This is a genomic window from Gottfriedia acidiceleris, from assembly GCF_023115465.1.
Lineage (GTDB): Bacteria > Bacillota > Bacilli > Bacillales > Bacillaceae_G > Gottfriedia > Gottfriedia acidiceleris_B.
Genome location: NZ_CP096034.1, coordinates 1810328 through 1830348, shown reverse-complemented (window position 1 = coordinate 1830348; position 20021 = coordinate 1810328). Strand labels below are relative to the sequence as shown.

Genomic DNA, 20021 nt, shown 5'->3' with positions numbered 1-20021 from the left:
TTTATCCCTCACTATATATGTTTTTACTTAAGTATCTTTCACTACTATCTGGGAAAATCGTTACGATTGTACTCCCTGGTTTTGCTTTTTTTGCTTCCAATAAACTTGCATATAACGCAGCTCCTGACGAACTGCCAACTAATAGTCCTTCTTTCGTTGCTAGTTCTTTTACTAAACGAAATGCGTCTGAATCAAGTACTGTATGAATATCATCAAATAAGTTTGTATCTACAAAAGCAGGAATAAATTCCATTCCAATTCCTTCTGTATCATGTGAACCTGGCTTTCCACCATTTAAGATTGATCCTTCTGGTTCAACAATAACTGTTTTTACATTTTGTAATTTATCTTTTAAATACTGAGCTGTTCCAGTAAATGTTCCTCCACTACCAGCTCCAGCAACAAATACATCTATTTTTCCATCGAGTTGGTCAACTAACTCTGGACCTAATGTTTTGTAATATGTTCTTGGATTTGCTTCATTACTAAATTGTGAAGGTACAAATGAATTCGCTATTTCTTTTGAAAGTTCATTTGCTTTTTTTATTGCACCTGTCATTCCATCTTCTGTAGGTGTATTCACAATTTTTGCTCCAAGTGCTTTCATCAATGTTTGTTTTTCAATACTGAATTTTTCAGGAACGACGAATATAACATTTACGCCATATTTTATAGCTGCTAGTGCTAAACCAATTCCGGTATTTCCAGCGGTTGGTTCAATTACTGTACCACCTTTTTCTAATTTACCTTCATTAAGTGCACTTTCTAATAATTCCATTCCAAGTCGATCTTTTACACTTCCACCTGGGTTATAGAATTCTAGCTTTGCAAATAGTCTTGTTCCTTTTGGTAAAGGGAATGTTGTAATTTCAAGCAATGGTGTTGATCCGATCAGCTCGTGTACTGATTTTACAACTTTCATAATTTCAAGCTCCTTTATGTCACAAAAAGGTTAGTTTCTTCCAATCCATTATATGCAACATGGGTAAAATTGAATGTTGTCTTAATACCAACTATTCTTATTGGTATTATAAGATATTAATTTTAAATGCGCAATAAAAAAGTACTTTTATCCTAAAATAAAAGTACTTTTTTATTCGTATAGGTTGAGTTAAGAAAAGAACATCGTCACAAAAATGATTGAAAAAATAATACTGATTGCATCTGCAATTAATCCTACTTTTAATGCATCACCCATTTTACGAATTCCTACCGCTCCAAAATACACCGTTAGAACATATAGTGTTGTATCTGTACTTCCTTGCATAGTTGAAGCTAGTCTTCCGATAAATGAATCCGGTCCATATGTTTTAATTAAATCCGACGTAATACCTAAAGCAGCTGAACCAGAGATAGGCCTAATAATTGCCAGTGGAAAAACTTCTGCAGGAATACCTAGTGAACTTAATAACGGGCGCATAAGTTCTACACAAAACTCTAGAGCACCTGAAGCTCTAAAGATCGAGATGGATACTAGCATCCCAACTAAAAATGGAATTAATTGCACAGCGATTGTTACACCTTCTTTTCCACCTTCTACAAAAGATTCATACGTCGGCACCTTTTTCCAAGTTCCATGTATTAAAATGACAGCGATAATAAATGGAATGATATAAAGTGAGATCGTATTCATATATCCCATTTATTTTCTCCCCTTTCGATTTCGCCTACTTGCAAAAAAACTATTTACTGCGAGACCCCCAATAAATGAAACGACCTGTGCAAGTATTGTAACACCTACTATTTCAGTAGGATTTGAAGAATGATAAGACATTCTAACTCCTATAACAGTTGTAGGAATTAACGTGATTGCACTTGTATTTAACGTTAAAAATGTAATCATGTCATCACTTGCTTCATTACTATTTCTATTTAATACTTTTAGTTGCTCCATCGCCTTTATACCTAGTGGAGTTGCAGCATTTCCTAAACCAAATAAATTGGCCACCATATTTGACATAATATAACCAAGTGCTGGATGGTCTTTAGGGATTCTCGGAAATAAGAACGCAAGAAATGGTTGAAATACTTTCGAAAGAATTTTTAATAATCCTGATTCTTCTGCTATTCGCATTAATCCTAACCAAAAAACAAGAACACTAACAAGTCCAATAATAATGGTAATTGCTTGCTTTCCTCCGTCAAATACTGCTTTATTTACTTCGTCCATAGTGCCATTAATCATCGCAAAAATAAATCCAATTATTGTAAGAGCAACCCAAATAATATTAACCATCAGAGTGCTCTCCCATTAAGTTTAATAAAACTTGTTTTCCATTTTGGATTATTTCTTTCGTAAAAACTTTGACCTTACTTTCACTATAAAAAATATTTCTAAATCCAATTTGTTCACCTTCTAATTCGATAATCGCTTTACCAACAATTGCATCATTAGCGATTTTTTGCTTAGTCGGCTTTTGCATTTCAAATGTGATTCTTACTTGATCTCGCTCTTTTTTATCTAATGGATAAGAGAAGTCATTTTTCATATAAACATGCCCTTTATATTTTTTATTTGTGACCTCTTTAATTCCACCTTTACTTAATACTTTCGTTAAAGGATAGTTACTGAAACCATATTCAAATAGTGACATATGATCTTGCCAATCTTGCCCATCATTCAGGGTTACAACAATTAAATCCATTCCATTTTTTGAAGCAGTTGAAACAAGTGTTCTTTTTGCTTTTTTAGTAAATCCAGTTTTTCCTCCAGTACTATACTTGTACATAAAAGTAAGTAATTTGTTTTTATTCTTCCAAACATAATCCCAAGATTCTGCCGTATTTGGGGCACGGTGTACTTTTGTACCTGCAATTTTTGCATATTTAGGATTTTCCATAGCGTATCTCGTTAATAACGCCATATCATAAGCAGATGAGTAATGCTCTTTTCCTTGTTGATCTAGTCCTGATGGATTGCTAAAATATGTATTACTCATTCCGATTTCTTTTGCTTTCTCGTTCATCATATAAACAAATCCTTCGATGCTACCTCCTACAGCCTCGGCAATTGCATTAGCCGCGTCATTCCCAGATCTAAGCATTAAACCATAAACTAAATCTTCTAGCTTAATTTTTTGTCCAGGTTTTAAATAAATGGATGATCCTTCTGTTTGAACTGCTCTTGAACTAATTGTTATCGTGTTTTGCATTTTACCAGACTCTACAGCAAGTATTGCAGTCATTATCTTTGTAATGCTGGCGATTCTTTCAGGGTCATGCATTGCTTTACCGTATAAGATTCGTCCAGTTTTTTGATCCATCAAAACAGCATTTCTAGCACTAACTCCTCCAAATGCTTTAACATTATTCGTCGGAATCATAATCCCGATTAAAAATAAGCCAATGATTCCTAATACTAGCCATTTTTTCATCTTTCGCATCAACTCCACAGTTAGTCCTAATTAGTACAAGTTTACGAATTACATGATAAAAAAATGACTTTTTTAAGAAAAAAAGTGCTGAACTTGTTCAGATTTATCACCTGAGCAATGCCAGCACCTACTATTTTTATCCAATTAATAAAAGGGTTGCCATTTTAATTGACTAGCATAATCATATCGATAATTTACATCCGGCCAATTAACTATGTTCCAAAAATTTGTAATGTATGCGTCTTTATCAAATTTATACTGTAAATAATAAGCGTGCTCCCAAACATCCAAAACTAGTAATGGAATTGTATCCCATTGAGTGAAGAATTGATGTTTTTCTGTTTGAAGGATTTCCAACCGATTCGCTCTCGGAACCCAAACTAAAATCGCCCAACCGACACCTTCCACTTTTTTAGCAGCTTGTGTAAAATGCTCTTTAAAGTCCTCATAACTTCCGAAATCATCTTCAATTTGTTTTAAAAGAGCTCCATGAGGTTGCCCTCCACCTGATTTACTTAAATTATTCCAAAATACAGTATGCAAATAATGACCCGACCCATGAAATGCAAGTTCTCTTTCCCAATGCTTTAATAAATCGTATTCCTTATTTTTTCTTGCCTTTTCTAATTCAATCTCAGCTTTATTTAAACCATCTACATAACTTTTATGGTGCTTATCATGATGCAGCATCATAATTTCTTTTGATATATATGGCTCGAGTGCATTATATGGATATGGTAAAGGTGGAAGCTCATGTTTACCAATTCCTACTCTCTCTTCGACTTCTATTACCCGATAAGCATAGCTATCATCATATTCCTCTTCATTTAAAATTGAAATTAATCGTTCTTGAATATCGTCCACATCCATACTAATTTCATCTAAAAAGGAATTTTGATCTACATAATGACCTTTTGTCCCCATTCTGTTTAACAAGAGTTTTACTTTATATTCTAATAGTTCTTTTTCTTGAATATGGTCAAATCTTTCAGACAGCAACTGTAATACATTCGCACACCAGATTTCTACCTCCTGAAAGTAAGTGACGAGTTCGGATTGATTTAACATCATACACCTCCATCAGAGAAAATAAATTTCTCTTCTACTTTCCATTGTATGATATTAAATTTATAGCTATTACCGGTATTCACGTGTTTCACGCGATAAATGGAATTCGTATAATTAAGATCTTAATTCCACATGTTCTTATAAAAAATGATTAGTTTAGTTTCTCTAAAACAGTCTGATTTACTGAGTAAAACTCCATTTTTAAAGAAATCACTTTTTCCAATTCATAAACAATCATCATTAAACTAGCTCTTGTTTCAAACTCATCTCTTGATTCAGGTAATGGCATCTTCCTAAAGTCATTCATCATATGACTGAATTCCCCTAATAATTCAATCCCCGAAGATTTTTCTTTTAAGTAAACGCCTGTATCCTCAAAAAATTCAGCGACAATTTTTGAATGCGGGTAATTCAACGCAACCTTTTTTAATAAAGGAATGATTTGATTCGATATGATTTCAAATTGACGTTCTCTCATTTCAAAATAATTAATATAATATAAGTTCGATTTTATAAAACTATTTTCAACCTGCCTATAAGCTAATGTTTTCGCCGTATGTAAAAGTACTTTTGTTTCATCAATTAAATCATTTTGTGAATCTTCATCCTTACCCTTCATTTTTAAAGCAATACCTAGCAGTAACATTTTAAAATTTTGCTCGATTTTCTTTTGAGATTCAATCATCTTCTTCTCAATACTCGGCATATACGTATTCATTATTAAAGCAATTAAAATCCCAACCGCTAAAATTTCAACTTGATTAACTAAGAAAGATATTGATTTATTGTTGCTCACATAGATTTGCAAAACGATTACGGAGCTTGGAATAATTCCCTCTTGTAACTTCAATGTGACTAATAAGGGTATTGTTAATAGAAAATAAATGACAACAGTTAATGGCGTATAGCTTAAAAATTCAAACATCATCCATCCAATTAACATGGCAATAACTGAAGCAACAAATCTTTGTATTGCAACAATAAATGATCTGCGTTTTGTATTTTGAATACTTAATAATGTAACGACAGCTGCAGTACTGTAATTTTGTAAATGTAAAGCTTCTGCAATTAATAGCGATATACCACTTCCGATTGCTGTTTTGATTGTCCTTTGTCCAATTGAATACATTTGTTTCATTTTTAGTCCTCTTCTCTAACAAAGAAATTTCTATAGTATTGTAACGCATCTTACATAAAAATTACTAGAAATATCCAATATTTCCTGAGTTTTGTACAAAATGAAAAGACTAGAAAATTTTCTAGTCTTTTTCTCTCAACATTACTATTTACATTTAACTATTTTCTATTTACTGTTTGTATTGTTGCATAAGTTTTGTTGAATAATCTGTTTCATAATACTCAAGTTCTTCTCGCATGTGTTGAAAAACTTTCTCTAATGACGAGAATATGTCTTGAACTGTACCTGGCACAGCTTTATAGAATGTAATTGCTTGATTACCAGTGTATGCTGCACGACTATTTTCATACCATGCATCGTTTTTAGGAGAGAAGAATTCAGCGATACATCTGTGATAGATTTTATGTAAAGTATCTTCAGCTGTTGCTTTATGGAACTGTCCACTTAAAATTTTTTCACAAACTTCTTTAGCATCCTCACAATATACTGTAATTCTGCGTAATGAAGAAAGTATTTTTTCTAAGTAGTTAAGGTCCACTGCTTGGTTTTCATGTTGAAATGACGGTAAAGAATTCTTATTTAAAAACAAATTACACTCTAGACCAACAATCCCTAATTGATTACCAACAATTTTTAATTGATGCTCTACCATCTTATTCGACATTTTTTTCCCTCCGTTAAATTAGATCGAAATTTCAATTTTATTTGAATTTTGTTTAATACTTCTTACATATCCTACTAATTTATCAAAATCAACACCTTGTAGCTCTTTTACAAATTGATCTAATTCATTAATATATATTCGCTTTCTTCCACGATAATCAGGATTTTTAATAATTAGCGCAAGTGCCACTATATCACGGAAATCTACTGATTGATCGCCATTTTCATATAATCTAGTTGTTTTTAAATCAATTACTTCTGAAAGTTGTTCTTCAAAAAAACGAACATATAAGACAGAAGTTACAATTTTTTGACCATTATATTCATATTCAACTTCTGAACGATTAAAAAAATCTTCCGAAGTATTTGGTTGAGCCTTTACTAATTCATACCCATAACAATTATAAATTAACAATTCCTTCACCCTCCAAGATTTCCATAGTCTTAGTTTAACATAGGATACATAAAGATTTGCAGAATTTTTTAACTAATCTTTTTTTTCAAATTTGCTAAAAAACAAATCTGCTTCTTCTTCAACCTCTTCCATTTTTAAATCTTGAGGTAGTGGAGGTAATTCTTTAATGTTTTTTAGACCAAAATAATCTAAAAACTCAGAAGTAGTTCCATATAAAATTGCACGTCCAGTACCTTCAGCACGTCCAACTTCTTTAATTAAATATTTCGAGACAAGAGTTTGAATTGGTTTTTCAGTCTTAACTCCTCGAATATCTTCTATTTCTGTCCTCGTTATTGGCTGTTGATATGCAACAATCGCTAATGTTTCTAATGCTGCTTGTGACAACGAAGAGTTCGATGGACTTTCAACTAATTTTTTGAAAAACTCACCATGTTCCCTCTTTGAAGTAAGTTTATATCTGTTCGCTAAAATTCTAATTTGTAATCCTCTGTTAGGATTTTCATATTCTTTTTTTAGACTCTCAATTAATTCTAAAACATCTGTCTGACTTAATTCTAAAGTCTCGGATAGCTCGACAATTGATATTCCTTCATCGCCAGCTACAAATAAAAGTCCTTCAAGAACTCCTACTAAATTTTTTCCCTGTTCCATTACAAGTACACCTCAGCTTGCTTATCTTCAAAAACCTCCCGTGATGTTAGAAAAATTTCTGAAAAGTTTTGTTCCTGTTCTACTACAATGTCCTTTGTTTTCATTAACTCCAAAATCGCTAAAAAAGTAACTACAATACTTTCTTTATCGTTATATGGAAATAAACTGATAAAATTTGTTCTCTTTTTTATACTTTTTAAGTAGGTAATAATTTCATCCATTCTTTTTTCAATCGATATTTCTTCACGTACAATTTTAGTTTGAAGCGGTTCTTGTAGCTTTTTACGTTTAAAAAGCTTTTGAAGTGCACCAAACATATCGTAAATCGTAACATCAGTAGGCATGACAATATCTTCTGGTCTAGGTCCATATTCGGACAAATCAACTGGATTTCGGGTAAAAATCATCGCACGTTCAGATTCTTTTTCCTGAAATACGATCGCCGCTTCTTTAAATTGCTTATATATAATTAATCGATTCATTAATTCTTCTCTAGGGTCTTCTTCAAGTACAGCATCCCAATCAGCTTGTTCTTCATGATTTGGTAATATACTTTTACTTTTCATCGCAAGTAATTCAGCTGCCATCACTAAATATTCACTTGCAATATCCAATTCTAATTCTTTCATTGTATGAATATATGAAACATATTGATCTGTTATTTCAGATACAGGTATATCATAAATATCAATTTCAAATCGTTGAATTAAATGAAGTAATAAATCTAATGGCCCTTCAAATGCATCAATTTTAACTTCATATTGCTTCACAAACTACTCACCAACTTACTTTAAAATAAAAATATACTCTATAACAGTATAAAGTATTATTTCATAAAACTATATAACAGAAAAGGTTTTTTCATCGATGAAGTTATTTTGTTCCTAAATTTTTAGTTGTGCGCCTATACCATTTTCTTAAAATTTTCATAAGATATCAGTGCAAGAAGAATTATTTTTTTTGGTAAGGAGGTTATTTCATGAGTAAAGGTGCTGTTTCTCCAGAGTTCGGCGGTTTCGGCCACGGCAGAGGCTTTGCTTTAATCGTAGTATTATTTATTTTATTAATCATCGTTGGATGTGCTTTCGTCTGTTAAATTAACCCCGTGAATAAACAAAACGTGAAAGTCTAGACATTGCTCTAGGCTTTCTTCTTTTTAAATAATTCCATTTCTGATAAAATTTTAGTAATAAAGAGGTGAAAAACTTGGTCCATTATAATAAAAACGAGCGATACATAAAATATTTATGCCATTTCCATTATGATCAAGATTTTTTTGAATGTCATGAAATTCTTGAGGAACAATGGAAACTTGAATTAAATCATCAATATAAAAAGGTCTGGTTAGGTTTAATAAGATTATCAGTAGTGTTATATCATTATAGAAGAAGAAACTTTACTGGTGCTAAAAAATTATTTCGACACGTCATTACTTTTTCAAATGAAACAAGTTTATTGGAAATGGCTGGTATTGATCGATTTCGCTTTCAACAAATCATATTAGATTTACAGCTGAACCTTCAAAACGAAACGGAATTTCACCCTTTCGATCTCCCAATAAATGACCAAGAATTGATTGAAAGATTCCAAAATCAAAAAGATAATTACTCGTCTTTCACGGAAGATTTAATAAATAAACATTCTACAAGAGATCGAACAGATGTCATTTCGGAAAGATTAAAGCAATTAGAATTACGAAAAAAGATTTAGCGTTAAAGGAAAAGGTGCTCAAATATGGGCACCTTTTTCAGTGTGTTCGAAATGGAAGTTGAACCGTACATACTTTTGGCTGGTTCTTGAGTCTGTAAAAGAGCTTTTTATTGCTTTGTACTTCCTTGTAACTGCATCATGAGGAAGCAAAATAGCTTTTTATTGGTTCGTTCATACTTGTTACCGGTATGAGTATGAAAAAATTGATGTAAGTTGAAAAATACTTAATCATAAGTAAGCACTTATTTCAAAAAAAAAATGCTCAAAAAAATTGAGCACCTTTTCTATAATACTTTCAAACTAACATGACAATGTTCAATAAATGAAGCTACTTCTTGCGTTGTTACGATTGTATAGTCTGTATACTGAGATCTAATAGCATCGTAAAGTGAAGTTGCAATACCTTGATTTCGGAATGAAGGGTTTACACTTAAATGTTTAATCATAATAACCTTATCTGGTAGTAATTGTATTCCAATAATCCCAACAATATCGTCTAATTTCCAAAGGAACAAATGATTATCATCTTTAGTTTCATAATCTTTAATCGTATTTACTAAGCTCTTCACATTCTTTTCATTCGGCATAAACGAAAGCAGGCCCATTGCAATTTTCTCATATGTTTTCTTATACCTAATTAACATGTTAACCCCTCTTAAAAATTATTAAAACTCTTATTAACTTCTAAACCAATACATAATATATGATTGATTATCCCTCTATAGTACGGTAAACAAAAAAATTCGTTCCAAATATATCAATATTTCAAATATATAATTCTCACATTTTTCTGTCAAGTCAGAAAATCAGAGAGAAGGAAAAACAAGATATATGGTACAGGAGAAATTTAAATGAATTTACTAGTTAAGTATTCTTCCTACCCATCCCACCTCATAGGCTATTGTCACCAATTAGAAAAATTAGAATACAGTAGATTTTAGTTAGATTTATATAAAAGGGTGATCATTTTGAGGTTGGATTTAGATTATACATCGCCAAGTATTCAATTTACTTCTGATATAAATAAAAACCATGCCTTTGTGAAGGATAGTCAAAACTTTATCAATCAATTAAGTGTTAATAATTTGAATACTTTGGATAATTTGTCTTTATTGGATATCTATTTAAGTGTAAATAATGTTGTAGAGCCACATTATCATCAAAATTCATCAGAATTAGTATATTGCATTTCTGGAGCTGCAGTTGTATCGATTTTGAATCCTTATACAAAGCAACTATTAAATTTCCCAATTACTCCTGGTCAAGTTGCAAACGTACCACAAGGATGGTGGCATTATGAAATTGCAACTGTTGACAACACTCATTTATTGGCAATATTTAATGCACCTTCCCCTGATGTAATTTTATTCTCTGATTTAATGAAATTTACACCTTCAAATATTGTCTCACATACTTACTGTCTTGATGAAAACCAATGGAAAAATGCAACAGCAAATTTACAACCTTCTATATTTATAGGACCACCAAAAAACTGTAATCGACAAGTTCAAAACCAGTATGAATATACAAATCAGCAGAATCAAAATTATTCTCAAAATTCCTATTACAATCAGAATTATTATCAACAGCGTTGAGGATCAAGATGAGAACAGTTAGTGCAATTAAAAATATGAAAACTGTTCATAAGACGATGAAGCATGTGGAATTAGATTATAATGAAGAAATAACATGAAAATAGAATGTGAAACAATAAAACTTAACCTATTTCAAAAAATTTTCAAAAATTATCTTCTAATTTAGAGTAGTGACGTTTCGCCAAGCATGAATATGTTAAAAAACCACAAGGAAATGTAGTGACCCCATAAAGTTAGACTGGTTACTTCAATTAGGCAGCTCGTTGGGCATGAACTCGGTATTTTACTGGGCTCATGCCTTTTAATTTTGCCTTAATTCGTTTGTTATTGTAGTAATCTATATATTTAGCTAATTCTTGTTTAAAGTGTTGGACACTCTTAAACTCTTTTAGATATAGTAGCTCAGATTTCATAATACTAAAGAAACTTTCTATTACTGCGTTATCGTAACAGTTTCCTTTTCGAGACATACTCTGTGTGATTCCACGCTTAATAAGAGCACTACGATATTGTTTCATTTGGTAGTGCCACCCTTGATCTGAATGAATAAGCAATTTATCTGAAGCTGTTAAACGTTCAAATGACTGTTCTAACATAGTTGAAACAAGTGAATAGGTTGGACGTGAACCGATTGTATAAGTAATTATTTCACCATTATATAAGTCCAACATAGGTGAAAAATATAGCTTTTCTCCAAATATTTTAAATTCAGTTATGTCTGTAACCCATTTCTTATTTGGCTTAGATGCTTGAAAATTTCGATTTAAAATATTTGGAGCTATTTTACCTACTTTGCCTTTGTAAGAGCGATATTTCTTTACCTTCACTAGTGATTTTATTCCTAGTACTTTCATGAGACGTTGAACTTTTTTATGATTTACTTTATTTCCTCGATTAGTAAGCTCATCTCGTATTTTACGATAACCATAAAGACCTTCGTGTTCAACGTAAATGGCTTTTATTAACACTTTTAGCTCTGCATCTGGATCTGGACGATCTAAATTTTTTACCCAATAATAATACGTACTACGCGGAATGTCTGCGAGTTGTAAAAGTGACTTTACCGAGAATTCGTGCCTTAATTCATAGACTACTTGGACCTTGTCTTGTTTGGTGATTTTTTCTTGTTTTGAACTAAGGCATTCAACTTTTTTAAATATGCATTCTCCATGCGTAAACGTTCATTCTCGGCACGTAAAGCTTCAATTGCCCCTTCAGCTACCTCCATATTATTAACTGTGTTTGACTTATCTTTATTCAATGATAGACGCCCCTTTTTCTTTGATTCAAGGGCATCCATACCAATGGTTTCTAACTGTCTTTTCCACTGAAGAAGAGTAGAGTGTGCCGGAATGTTAAAAATTGCAGCCGTTTCTCTGATAGATGTTCCTTGTTCGTTCATATAGTTAAGTACATCTAGTTTAAACTGCAAATTATATGGTGTATAGCTTTTTTGAAAAGCTTTTTCACCATGAAAACGATATTTTTGTAACCATGTTTGAAATACAGAGTGGTCTACTCCGATAGAAGCTGAGATCTTTTTTTGACCCTCTTTTCCTTCTAGGTAGCGTTTTACAGCAATTAATTTCTCTTCATTTGTAACTTTAGTCATAAAAAATACACCTCCAAATGTTAGACTCTGTCTAACATTTGGGGTGCACTACAAAAAAAATTTTTCCCTTGTGGTTTTTTTGATTTAAAGTCTTTTTAAAATGACCTCATATTAGTTTGACTATTCTTCGTCCCAAACCTTAACTTCTTGCATAACGTCGCCATTACGCATTCTTAAAACTGTATCCATACCTTCGATTACTTGACCGAAAACTGTATGTACGCCATCTAAATGTGGTTGTGGCTCGTGAACGATAAAGAATTGGCTACCACCAGTATCTTTTCCAGCATGTGCCATTGATAAAGCTCCAGCTTTATGTTTTAATGGGTTACCAACAGTTTCACATTTAATTTTGTATCCTGGACCACCTGTTCCATTACCGTTTGGATCTCCACCTTGAGATACAAATCCAGGAATTACACGGTGGAAAGTTAATCCATTGTAGAAACCTTCACGGATTAATTTTTCAAAGTTTTCAACTGTACCTGGTGCATGCTCTGGGAATAATTCGATTAAGATTTGTTCACCATTTTCAAACGTTATACTTGCTTTTTTCATAATAAAAATCCTCCTTATGTATGTACAATTTCATAGGACTTAATTGTCCTATATTTTTCATTACTGAATAAACTAGTAACGCTGATATAATCATACAAAAAACAAAAAGTAATGACAAGTTTTCTAAAAGTACTATAATAGTGTTGTAAGATGTAAAATTTGGATTATTGTAAAGGGAGTGTCTCTTTGTTAAAACGTAAGTTATTAGCGTTCACCATCTCAATAGGATTAATAGCTATGCCTTTATCGGTATTTGCTGATTCTGTTCCGGGTGATACGATTGTTACTCTTGGACAAAATTTGTCTGAAACGCAAAAGAAAGCATTATTAGCTGAAATGGGTGCACCATCTGATGCTAAAATTGTGACTGTTTCCAATCAAGAGGAACATAAATATTTAGATGGTACTGTACCTAGTGCTCAAATCGGTACTCGAGCTCTTTCATCTGCTATGATTACAATCGGTGAAAAAAATACAGGCATTGTCGTTCAATCAAATAACATTTCATGGGTTACTAACTCAATGTATACAAATGCTTTAATTACAGCTGGATTAAAAGATGCAAATATAGTCATTACTGCACCATTTGAAGTCTCTGGTACAGCTGCTTTAACTGGGATTATGAAGGCTTATGAACTAAGTTCAGGTGAAGTTATACCTGATGATGTTAAAAAAGTAGCAAATGAAGAAATGGTAAAAACTGCGAAACTTGGTGATTCAGTAGGTAATGAAAAAGCTGTACAACTTGTCACTAAAGTGAAAGAAGAGCTTGCTAAAAATCCAAACATGTCAACCGATGAATTAAAATCATTAATTGATCGATTAGCAAAGGATCTTGGTATTACATTAACTGCGGATCAAAAGGCTAGTTTGATGTCTTTATTTGAAAAAATGAAAGATTTAAATATTAATTGGGATCAAGTAGGAAACCAATTAACAAAAGCTAAAAATAAAATTTCAGATTACCTAAATTCTAAAGAAGGTCAATCTTTTATTGAAAAACTTAAAGATTTCTTCTCTGCATTATTTGATGCGATTCTTTCATTCTTTAAATAATAATGAACCAAACCCGGTTACTTTAGATAACCGGGTTTGTTATGTTAAAAGCGGCGGACCTCGCATAGCATCGAGCTGCAAATAAGGGGGCCGGTTATGCAAATAAAATCCCACTACAAATGAAAAGCGCTATAAGAGATACCTTCCCAGAACAGTTCATTTTTGAGGCCGTCAATTTGTCAGAATCTTTGACTCTTAGGACAGCCCCCCTCTTTTAGTTTAAAAAGACATTAAATGGTAGCATCACCGATTGTTTTTCCACCTTTTTGATGTTGACTTTCACTAGCTTTAGTCCGGATCACTAAATGCCAGAAGGCTCTGCCATCAAATGGAATAAATGGCCAAAAATATGGTGTATTTAAAGTATTGAGACTTGCTAAAAACAGTATAAATAATGTTGAACCAATCATAAAACCTTTAATACCTAATATTGCAGTTAAAATTAAGATAAAAAATTTGGCCAATTTATTTGCAAGTGCTAGCTCATAACTAGGCGTCGCATATGATCCAATCATTGACACAGCTGTGTATAGTACTACTTCCGGTTGGAAAAGGCCTACATCAATTGCGACTTGCCCAATCAATACTGCCGCGATAATCCCCATTGACGTGGAAACTGCATTTGGTGTATGTATACTTGCCATTCTCAGGAATTCAATCCCCATATCGGCAATAATTAATTGTAGATAAATAGGAATATTACTTGTTTCTTTTGGACCAATATAACTAAGTGATTTTGGTAAAACCTCCGGATAATTACATAATAGTAACCAGAATGGTAATAAAAAGACTGACATAAAAATTCCTATATAACGACACCAACGTAGGAATGTTCCAACTGTAGGTGTTTGTCTGAATTCTTCAGCATGTTGCATATGATGGTAATACGTTGCAGGTGTAATGATAACGCTCGGAGATGTATCCACGATAATACATACATGTCCTTCGAGAATGTGGTTTGCAACAACGTCAGGCCTTTCCGAATATCTAACTAAAGGAAATGGATTATATCCTTGCTTTAAAATAAATTCCTCTAATTTCTTATCTGACATTGTAAGACCATCAACGTGGATACCTGTAATTCGATCTCTAACTTCTTTAACAAGTTCCGCATGCGCTAATCCTTCTATATAGGACAAACAAACATCTGTCTTAGAGCTTTCTCCTACCTGAAGAATTTCATTTCTTAAATTTTCATCGCGAATACGTCTTCTAATTAGACCAGTATTATTAATAATGTTTTCAGTGAAACCATCTCGTGATCCACGTACTACTCGTTCGGTATCTGGTTCTGTTGGACCTCGTCCAGGATAACTCCTAACATCGACTGCAAGTCCTTTATCTTCTCCATCAACTAAAACTACAATTAAACCAGATAATACTTTCTTTATAACATCTTCAAATGTTAATACGATCTCTACTGATTGATGGACAATTGTATCCTCAATATTTTTAAACATTGATTTATTTTTCTCGACTTTTTCTAACCCAATTAAGTCATCTAAAAATCTTTGAATAAAGCTTGTATCCGTTAATCCGTTAACATAATATAGATTAACTTCAACTTTATTTACAAAAATCACACGTTTTCCGACATCAAAACTTACTCCATAACCTATTCGATCACTTATTGTATGAGCATTAGTAACGAGTTTACTTGTAAGTTTTGTCGGCTCTTTTTTCGTAGTCATTGGAGTTCACTCCTCTCGAGGATATATTCAATAGCTTTTCTAGTAATGGGTGAACCGATTTCAATATCATCTCTTCCACCCATTTTTCCAATATCGCCGATTCCTAATATAAAAGGAATATTTAGTTGATCTAAATTATAAACGGTGTCTCCATTTATTCTCCCGATTTCAATATCAGGTACACCATACTTATCGACACCATATTCAGTTAAATTCCCTTCGTTATCAATGCTTACATCTACTTTTGTCCATTCTTGATGATGTGTATTTGATGCTACTGCTAGTGCAGCAATAACTTCAATATGTTTATCACTCGCTACATATTTTAAAGCTTTTTCTCCAGGACCTTCTCCCATAAAGCCACTGTCATCAAACAATACAAATACTGGTTCTTTTTGTGCTTGCATTATGATTTCAACCATTCTCTTTCCTGAGAACTTAGTGGGATTACCTTGCGATTGTGATATTGTGCATCCGCCAAATTGTTTTGCCAAATACTCAATACTCCGATGTGCATAAACATCTCCGTCGGTTACGATAATGATCCTTTTCTTTTTCATAAGTTAACCTTTTGGCTTAAAAATAAGGGCAATTATAAAAGAGAATAAAATTGCTGCTGAAATTCCAGATGAAGTTAGGGAAAAGATTCCCATTCCAATACCAATAAATCCGTGATCACTTGCTTCTGCCATCGCTCCATGTAATAAGGAATGGCCAAAACTAGTAATTGGAACTGTTGCACCTGCACCAGCAAATTTTATTAGTTTATCGTAAATGCCAAACCCATCTAAAATTGACCCAATTACTACAAATATGCACATCACATGCCCTGGTGTTAATTTTGTGAAATCAAAAAATAATTGGCCAACTACACAAATTAGACCTCCTACTATAAAAGCATTAACAAAATCCATCTGAACACCTCCTAACAGCTTTCGAAAACGACAGCATGTGAAATAGTTGGAATTGATTCTTTCTGTTGAATCATGGTTGGGCTTAAAAGAGCGCCAGTTGCCGCTACTAAAATTCGTTTATAAGTACCTTTATTTAACTCTTGAAATAAATGACCATAAGTTACAACTGCTGAACAAGCACATCCACTTCCCCCAGCAAAAACTTCCTGATTTTCTCGATCATAGATTAGCAATCCACAATCATTGTATTTTCCTGCCATGTCATATCCTTCTTCTCTAACAAGTTGTTCGCAAATTGGTGCGCCTACAGCAGAAAGATCTCCAGTTACGATAAAATCATAATCATCAGGTGTCGTATTCGTGTCTTTAAAGTGTTGTACGATTGTATAGGCTGCTGCTGGTGCCATCGCAGAACCCATGTCGAATGGATCTGTCAAACCTAAATCCTGAACTGTACCAATTGTGGCGCATTTTACTTTTATTTTGCTTTTTTTATTTGAAAGGAGAACACTTCCTGCTCCAGTTACTGTAAATGTTGCTGAATCTGGTTTTTGTCCACCGTATTCTGTAGGATATCTATATTGCCTTTCAGCAGTAGCATTATGGCTACTTGTTGCTGCCAATGCCATTTTTGCGTAGCCACTATCGATTAACTGTGCACCGAGTGCAGTTGTTTCCATTGAAGTTGAGCATGCACCAAACATACATAAAAAAGGAAGTTGTAATTCCCTTGCCATAAAATTTGCAGTTACATTTTGATTTAGTAAATCTCCTGCTAAAAATACATCGATATCTTCTACGGTTTTATTAGCTTTTTTTAGTGCAACCGAAATTGCATTTCTCATTAATGCCCTTTCTGCCAATTCCCAATTATCTTCATTACAATGAAGATCTTCATAAGCATAATCAAATTTGCCACCTAACAGTCCCAAGTTTTCTCTTGGTCCTACAGCCGTGCCAGATGCTTGGACATAAACACCATTTTGAAACTCCCAAGTTTGTTTACCGACTAAAGCCATATGTACTCACCTCCTAAAGGAATACTTTAAATGCGTATCGTATCATTCCAACGACGTATGCTGAAACAACGCCATAAACAATTACACAACCAGCTAGTTTAAACATATTTGTTGCAACCCCTAGAACAAGACCTTCACTTCTATGTTCCATAGCAGCACTCGTCATAGAGTTGGCAAAGCCTGTTACAGGAACAGCAGATCCTGCTCCTGCAAATTGTCCAATTTTGTCATATACACCTAATCCTGTAAGTAAGCTAGAAATTAATACAAGTGTAGCTACTGTTGGATCACCAACATTTTTTTCAGTAAAGTTAAAATAGTTAATATAGATTTTCGTTATACACTCACCTAAAAGGCAGATAAATCCCCCAACTAAAAACGCTTTAATACAATTTTTTAATACCGGTTTTTTCGGTTGGTAAGGTTTTATATTCTCTTTATAATTAGCTTTTAATTTTCCACTCATTTCATCCATCCTTTACTCTATAAAATAAATCCAGTGAAATAACGATCCAAAAACTTTACCTAGTGCAATTGCCATTAATAAGTACACTATTTTCTTTTGAATGCCAATTCGTTTCGCTAAGATTGGAAAAACGTTTAATACTTCAGTTAACGCTGCAGCTAACATTCCAATAAAAATACCTGCTAACAGCCCAATAAAAATTGAAAAGATATTCGGCAAATTAAAAACGGTATTCCGCAAACTAATCCAGCAACCAAAAATTGCTCCCAAAATAACTGCAAACTCATACGCTCGAATTTTTTTAATCGTTTTTGTTAACTGCGTTAGTCTTGGAATAATTCCAATAACCGATAAAAATGCTACAAAGCCCGTACCAACAGCAATACCTCCTGAAAACCCTACGAACACGATAAACAATTCTTTAATCATCGGTATTTACACTTTTGTTTGGCTTTTTATTTTCGTTTACTAACACATATTCATCCATTGAGCGTTGATACTGAAACATTTCTACTTCAAGAGGACTCGGTTCTTCGTTTAATCTAGTCTTAAACCATTGATTAAAAAATAAAATCATCCCAATTCCTAGTCCGAAAGAATATGGTACTTGAAGTAATAAAGGCTTATGATTATGTTCTCCTGTAATCATATAGTAAATTCGTTGTTGAACCTGTTGCATGCTAACATCTTCGTGGAAATAAATAATTGCTAATGAAGAACCTGTAAATAACAAGATCCAAACGAAACAAAACAGAAAAAAACGATCCTTTGAAACTTCATTTTTAAGTTCTATTATGCACATTGTCACCCCTACGAGCTCGAACGAAATATCAGGTTCAATTTCAAGAATTAATGGTAAAAGCTCTAGAATATCAATAACTGTATGTGTACCATCCTCCTTTTTTGATTCATGTACAATGATGTTTTGAATTTTGGTTAAATCAACATTAACCCCTTGTAATCGTGCAATCTCTCCTAGATGTATACGTTTACCTACTTGTACAACGATTCGATTAAGTAATTTAATATATAAAACCTTATTCATACTTTCCCCTCAGTTTCAAAGCTTTATGAATTCAATTACAACTAGTATGTGAAAACTTCCCAAAAATATAAGTCCAGTAAGATTGATCTGAGTAGTTCGGTAAGTAAAATAAAGAAAATTTAGGCGTCAGCCCTATCGAAAAAAGCATCTGATAGTGGAACTTGAAGATGTTCATCTTTATTTGAAACTAGAGTTACAGTAAAAACTCAATAATAAAAACTAAATAAAAAAGCTGAAAAATCGTATTATATTACCTACGATTCTTCAGCTTTTTTAGCTCAAATTTTATTTAATTTTGTCTTTCATTTGTTGGAGAATTTTTTTCTCTAGTCTTGAAACTTGTACTTGAGAAATTCCTAATCGTTCAGCAACTTCTGATTGAGTTTGATCTTTATAATATCTTAAATAGACAATTAATCGCTCTCGATCATCTAATTGTTTTATCGCTTCTTTTAATGCAAATTTTTCAAACCAATTTGTTTCATGGTTATCAGCAATTTGATCTAACAATGTAATAGGATCACCATCATTTTCATACACCGTTTCATGTATTGATGAAGGAGCTCTACTTGCCTCTTGTGCAAGTACAACATCCTCTGGTGTAATTTCCATATGAGTAGCAATCTCGTTAATTGTAGGCATTCTTCCAAGCGTTTTACTTAATTCTTCTTTTGCTTTTCGAATTTTATTATTCGTTTCCTTTAATGAACGACTCACTTTAACCGTTCCGTCGTCTCGAATAAATCGTTGGATTTCTCCGATAATCATCGGAACAGCATATGTAGAAAATCGCACATCATAAGATAGATCAAATTTATCTACCGATTTCAATAATCCGATACAACCAATCTGAAATAAATCATCTGGTTCATATCCTCGGTTAATAAAGCGCTGAACAACTGACCATACAAGTCTCATGTTGTGCCCGACGATGCTGTCTCTAGCCAATTGATCTCCAGCCTGACTACGCTTAATTAACTCTTTTAATTCATGATCCTTTAACTGCGCACGGGGTTGATCTTGCTTGACTTCTACGTCCATAG

Annotated in this window: 25 protein-coding genes; 4 read left to right on the top strand and 21 right to left on the bottom strand. The window is 32.9% G+C overall.

The features are described 5' to 3' along the window. Position 1: 1 nt before the first annotated feature. The 10 genes from MY490_RS08845 to MY490_RS08800 all read right to left on the bottom strand — a co-directional run bounded on the left by MY490_RS08845 (position 2) and on the right by MY490_RS08800 (position 8082). Entirely contained in the window at positions 2-922 is a 921-nt protein-coding gene (locus MY490_RS08845; protein WP_248268869.1) for a PLP-dependent cysteine synthase family protein, read from the bottom strand. A gap of 189 nt (positions 923-1111) precedes the next feature. Further along, entirely contained in the window at positions 1112-1642 is a 531-nt protein-coding gene (locus MY490_RS08840) for a spore maturation protein (protein WP_056466828.1), read from the bottom strand. Next, on the bottom strand, positions 1643-2236 hold the full coding sequence (locus MY490_RS08835; protein WP_248268868.1) for a nucleoside recognition domain-containing protein: 594 nt from the start codon (positions 2234-2236) through the stop codon (positions 1643-1645). Next, positions 2229-3374: a D-alanyl-D-alanine carboxypeptidase family protein gene (locus MY490_RS08830; protein WP_432707046.1), complete on the bottom strand. Its 1146-nt coding sequence runs from the start codon at positions 3372-3374 to the stop codon at positions 2229-2231. The genes MY490_RS08835 and MY490_RS08830 overlap by 8 nt, the downstream gene beginning before the upstream one ends. A 144-nt stretch (positions 3375-3518) precedes the next feature. Then, entirely contained in the window at positions 3519-4442 is a 924-nt protein-coding gene (locus tag MY490_RS08825) for a superoxide dismutase (protein ID WP_248268866.1), read from the bottom strand. A 151-nt stretch (positions 4443-4593) separates the two neighbouring features. Continuing rightward, a complete protein-coding gene (locus MY490_RS08820; protein WP_248268865.1) occupies positions 4594-5580 on the bottom strand; it encodes an aromatic acid exporter family protein in 987 nt (328 codons plus the stop codon). A 169-nt stretch (positions 5581-5749) separates the two neighbouring features. After that, positions 5750-6244 carry a DUF3907 family protein gene (locus tag MY490_RS08815; RefSeq protein WP_248268864.1) on the bottom strand — a complete coding sequence of 165 codons (495 nt, stop codon included), beginning with the start codon at positions 6242-6244 and terminating at the stop codon, positions 5750-5752. Positions 6245-6262: 18 nt separating this feature from the next. Beyond that, on the bottom strand, positions 6263-6658 hold the full coding sequence (locus tag MY490_RS08810; RefSeq protein WP_248268863.1) for a hypothetical protein: 396 nt from the start codon (positions 6656-6658) through the stop codon (positions 6263-6265). Positions 6659-6730: 72 nt separating this feature from the next. Continuing rightward, the gene (gene scpB, locus MY490_RS08805) at positions 6731-7312 is read right to left on the bottom strand and encodes an SMC-Scp complex subunit ScpB (RefSeq protein ID WP_248268862.1); all 582 of its coding nucleotides are present in this window, start codon (positions 7310-7312) and stop codon (positions 6731-6733) included. Beyond that, complete coding sequence (locus tag MY490_RS08800; protein ID WP_097978007.1) at positions 7312-8082, bottom strand: segregation/condensation protein A; 771 nt, start codon at positions 8080-8082, stop codon at positions 7312-7314. The genes scpB and MY490_RS08800 overlap by 1 nt, the downstream gene beginning before the upstream one ends. 209 nt (positions 8083-8291) lie before the next feature. Here MY490_RS08800 and MY490_RS08795 point away from each other — a divergent pair, with 209 nt between their 5' ends. Continuing rightward, positions 8292-8408 carry a YjcZ family sporulation protein gene (locus tag MY490_RS08795; protein WP_084006686.1) on the top strand — a complete coding sequence of 39 codons (117 nt, stop codon included), beginning with the start codon at positions 8292-8294 and terminating at the stop codon, positions 8406-8408. Positions 8409-8518: 110 nt separating this feature from the next. Next, positions 8519-9022, top strand: a complete 504-nt coding sequence (locus tag MY490_RS08790) for a DUF309 domain-containing protein (protein WP_248268861.1) — start codon at positions 8519-8521, stop codon at positions 9020-9022. A 284-nt stretch (positions 9023-9306) separates the two neighbouring features. Here MY490_RS08790 and MY490_RS08785 read toward each other — a convergent pair whose 3' ends face one another. Continuing rightward, positions 9307-9666 (bottom strand): GNAT family N-acetyltransferase, encoded by a 360-nt coding sequence (locus MY490_RS08785; RefSeq protein WP_025672354.1) that lies wholly within the window; start codon positions 9664-9666, stop codon positions 9307-9309. 324 nt (positions 9667-9990) lie between these two features. On the opposite strand from MY490_RS08785, the gene MY490_RS08780 reads away from it, so the two are divergent. Next, on the top strand, positions 9991-10617 hold the full coding sequence (locus MY490_RS08780; RefSeq protein WP_248268860.1) for a cupin domain-containing protein: 627 nt from the start codon (positions 9991-9993) through the stop codon (positions 10615-10617). Between the two features lie 251 nt (positions 10618-10868). On the opposite strand, the gene MY490_RS08775 is transcribed toward MY490_RS08780, so the two are convergent. Further along, positions 10869-12229 (bottom strand): IS3 family transposase gene (locus MY490_RS08775; RefSeq protein WP_248268859.1). Its coding sequence is split into 2 segments (ribosomal slippage): positions 10869-11773 and positions 11773-12229, totalling 1362 coding nucleotides; the frame shifts between segments, so codons are not numbered across the junction. Between the two features lie 120 nt (positions 12230-12349). Beyond that, entirely contained in the window at positions 12350-12787 is a 438-nt protein-coding gene (locus tag MY490_RS08770) for a peptidylprolyl isomerase (protein ID WP_069031815.1), read from the bottom strand. Positions 12788-13024: 237 nt separating this feature from the next. Between MY490_RS08770 and MY490_RS08765 the strand changes: the two genes are divergently transcribed. Continuing rightward, positions 13025-13843, top strand: coding sequence for a DUF1002 domain-containing protein (locus MY490_RS08765; protein WP_248269343.1), 819 nt, complete (start codon positions 13025-13027; stop codon positions 13841-13843). A gap of 230 nt (positions 13844-14073) precedes the next feature. Here MY490_RS08765 and MY490_RS08760 read toward each other — a convergent pair whose 3' ends face one another. From MY490_RS08760 to sigF, 8 genes are all read right to left on the bottom strand, one after another. Then, positions 14074-15534, bottom strand: a complete 1461-nt coding sequence (locus tag MY490_RS08760) for a spore germination protein (protein WP_248268858.1) — start codon at positions 15532-15534, stop codon at positions 14074-14076. Further along, the gene (locus tag MY490_RS08755) at positions 15531-16094 is read right to left on the bottom strand and encodes a stage V sporulation protein SpoVABEA (RefSeq protein WP_069031813.1); all 564 of its coding nucleotides are present in this window, start codon (positions 16092-16094) and stop codon (positions 15531-15533) included. The genes MY490_RS08760 and MY490_RS08755 overlap by 4 nt, the downstream gene beginning before the upstream one ends. A gap of 3 nt (positions 16095-16097) precedes the next feature. Next, positions 16098-16448 (bottom strand): stage V sporulation protein AE, encoded by a 351-nt coding sequence (gene spoVAE, locus MY490_RS08750; RefSeq protein WP_098234320.1) that lies wholly within the window; start codon positions 16446-16448, stop codon positions 16098-16100. A gap of 11 nt (positions 16449-16459) precedes the next feature. Next, positions 16460-17467, bottom strand: coding sequence for a stage V sporulation protein AD (spoVAD, locus tag MY490_RS08745; RefSeq protein WP_248268857.1), 1008 nt, complete (start codon positions 17465-17467; stop codon positions 16460-16462). Positions 17468-17480: 13 nt separating this feature from the next. After that, on the bottom strand, positions 17481-17933 hold the full coding sequence (gene spoVAC, locus MY490_RS08740; protein WP_248268856.1) for a stage V sporulation protein AC: 453 nt from the start codon (positions 17931-17933) through the stop codon (positions 17481-17483). Between the two features lie 12 nt (positions 17934-17945). Next, positions 17946-18362, bottom strand: a complete 417-nt coding sequence (locus MY490_RS08735; protein ID WP_248268855.1) for a stage V sporulation protein AB — start codon at positions 18360-18362, stop codon at positions 17946-17948. Next, positions 18355-18978 (bottom strand): stage V sporulation protein AA, encoded by a 624-nt coding sequence (locus tag MY490_RS08730; protein WP_248268854.1) that lies wholly within the window; start codon positions 18976-18978, stop codon positions 18355-18357. The genes MY490_RS08735 and MY490_RS08730 overlap by 8 nt, the downstream gene beginning before the upstream one ends. 285 nt (positions 18979-19263) lie before the next feature. Further along, the gene (sigF, locus tag MY490_RS08725; RefSeq protein WP_056466881.1) at positions 19264-20019 is read right to left on the bottom strand and encodes an RNA polymerase sporulation sigma factor SigF; all 756 of its coding nucleotides are present in this window, start codon (positions 20017-20019) and stop codon (positions 19264-19266) included. Positions 20020-20021: the final 2 nt, after the last annotated feature.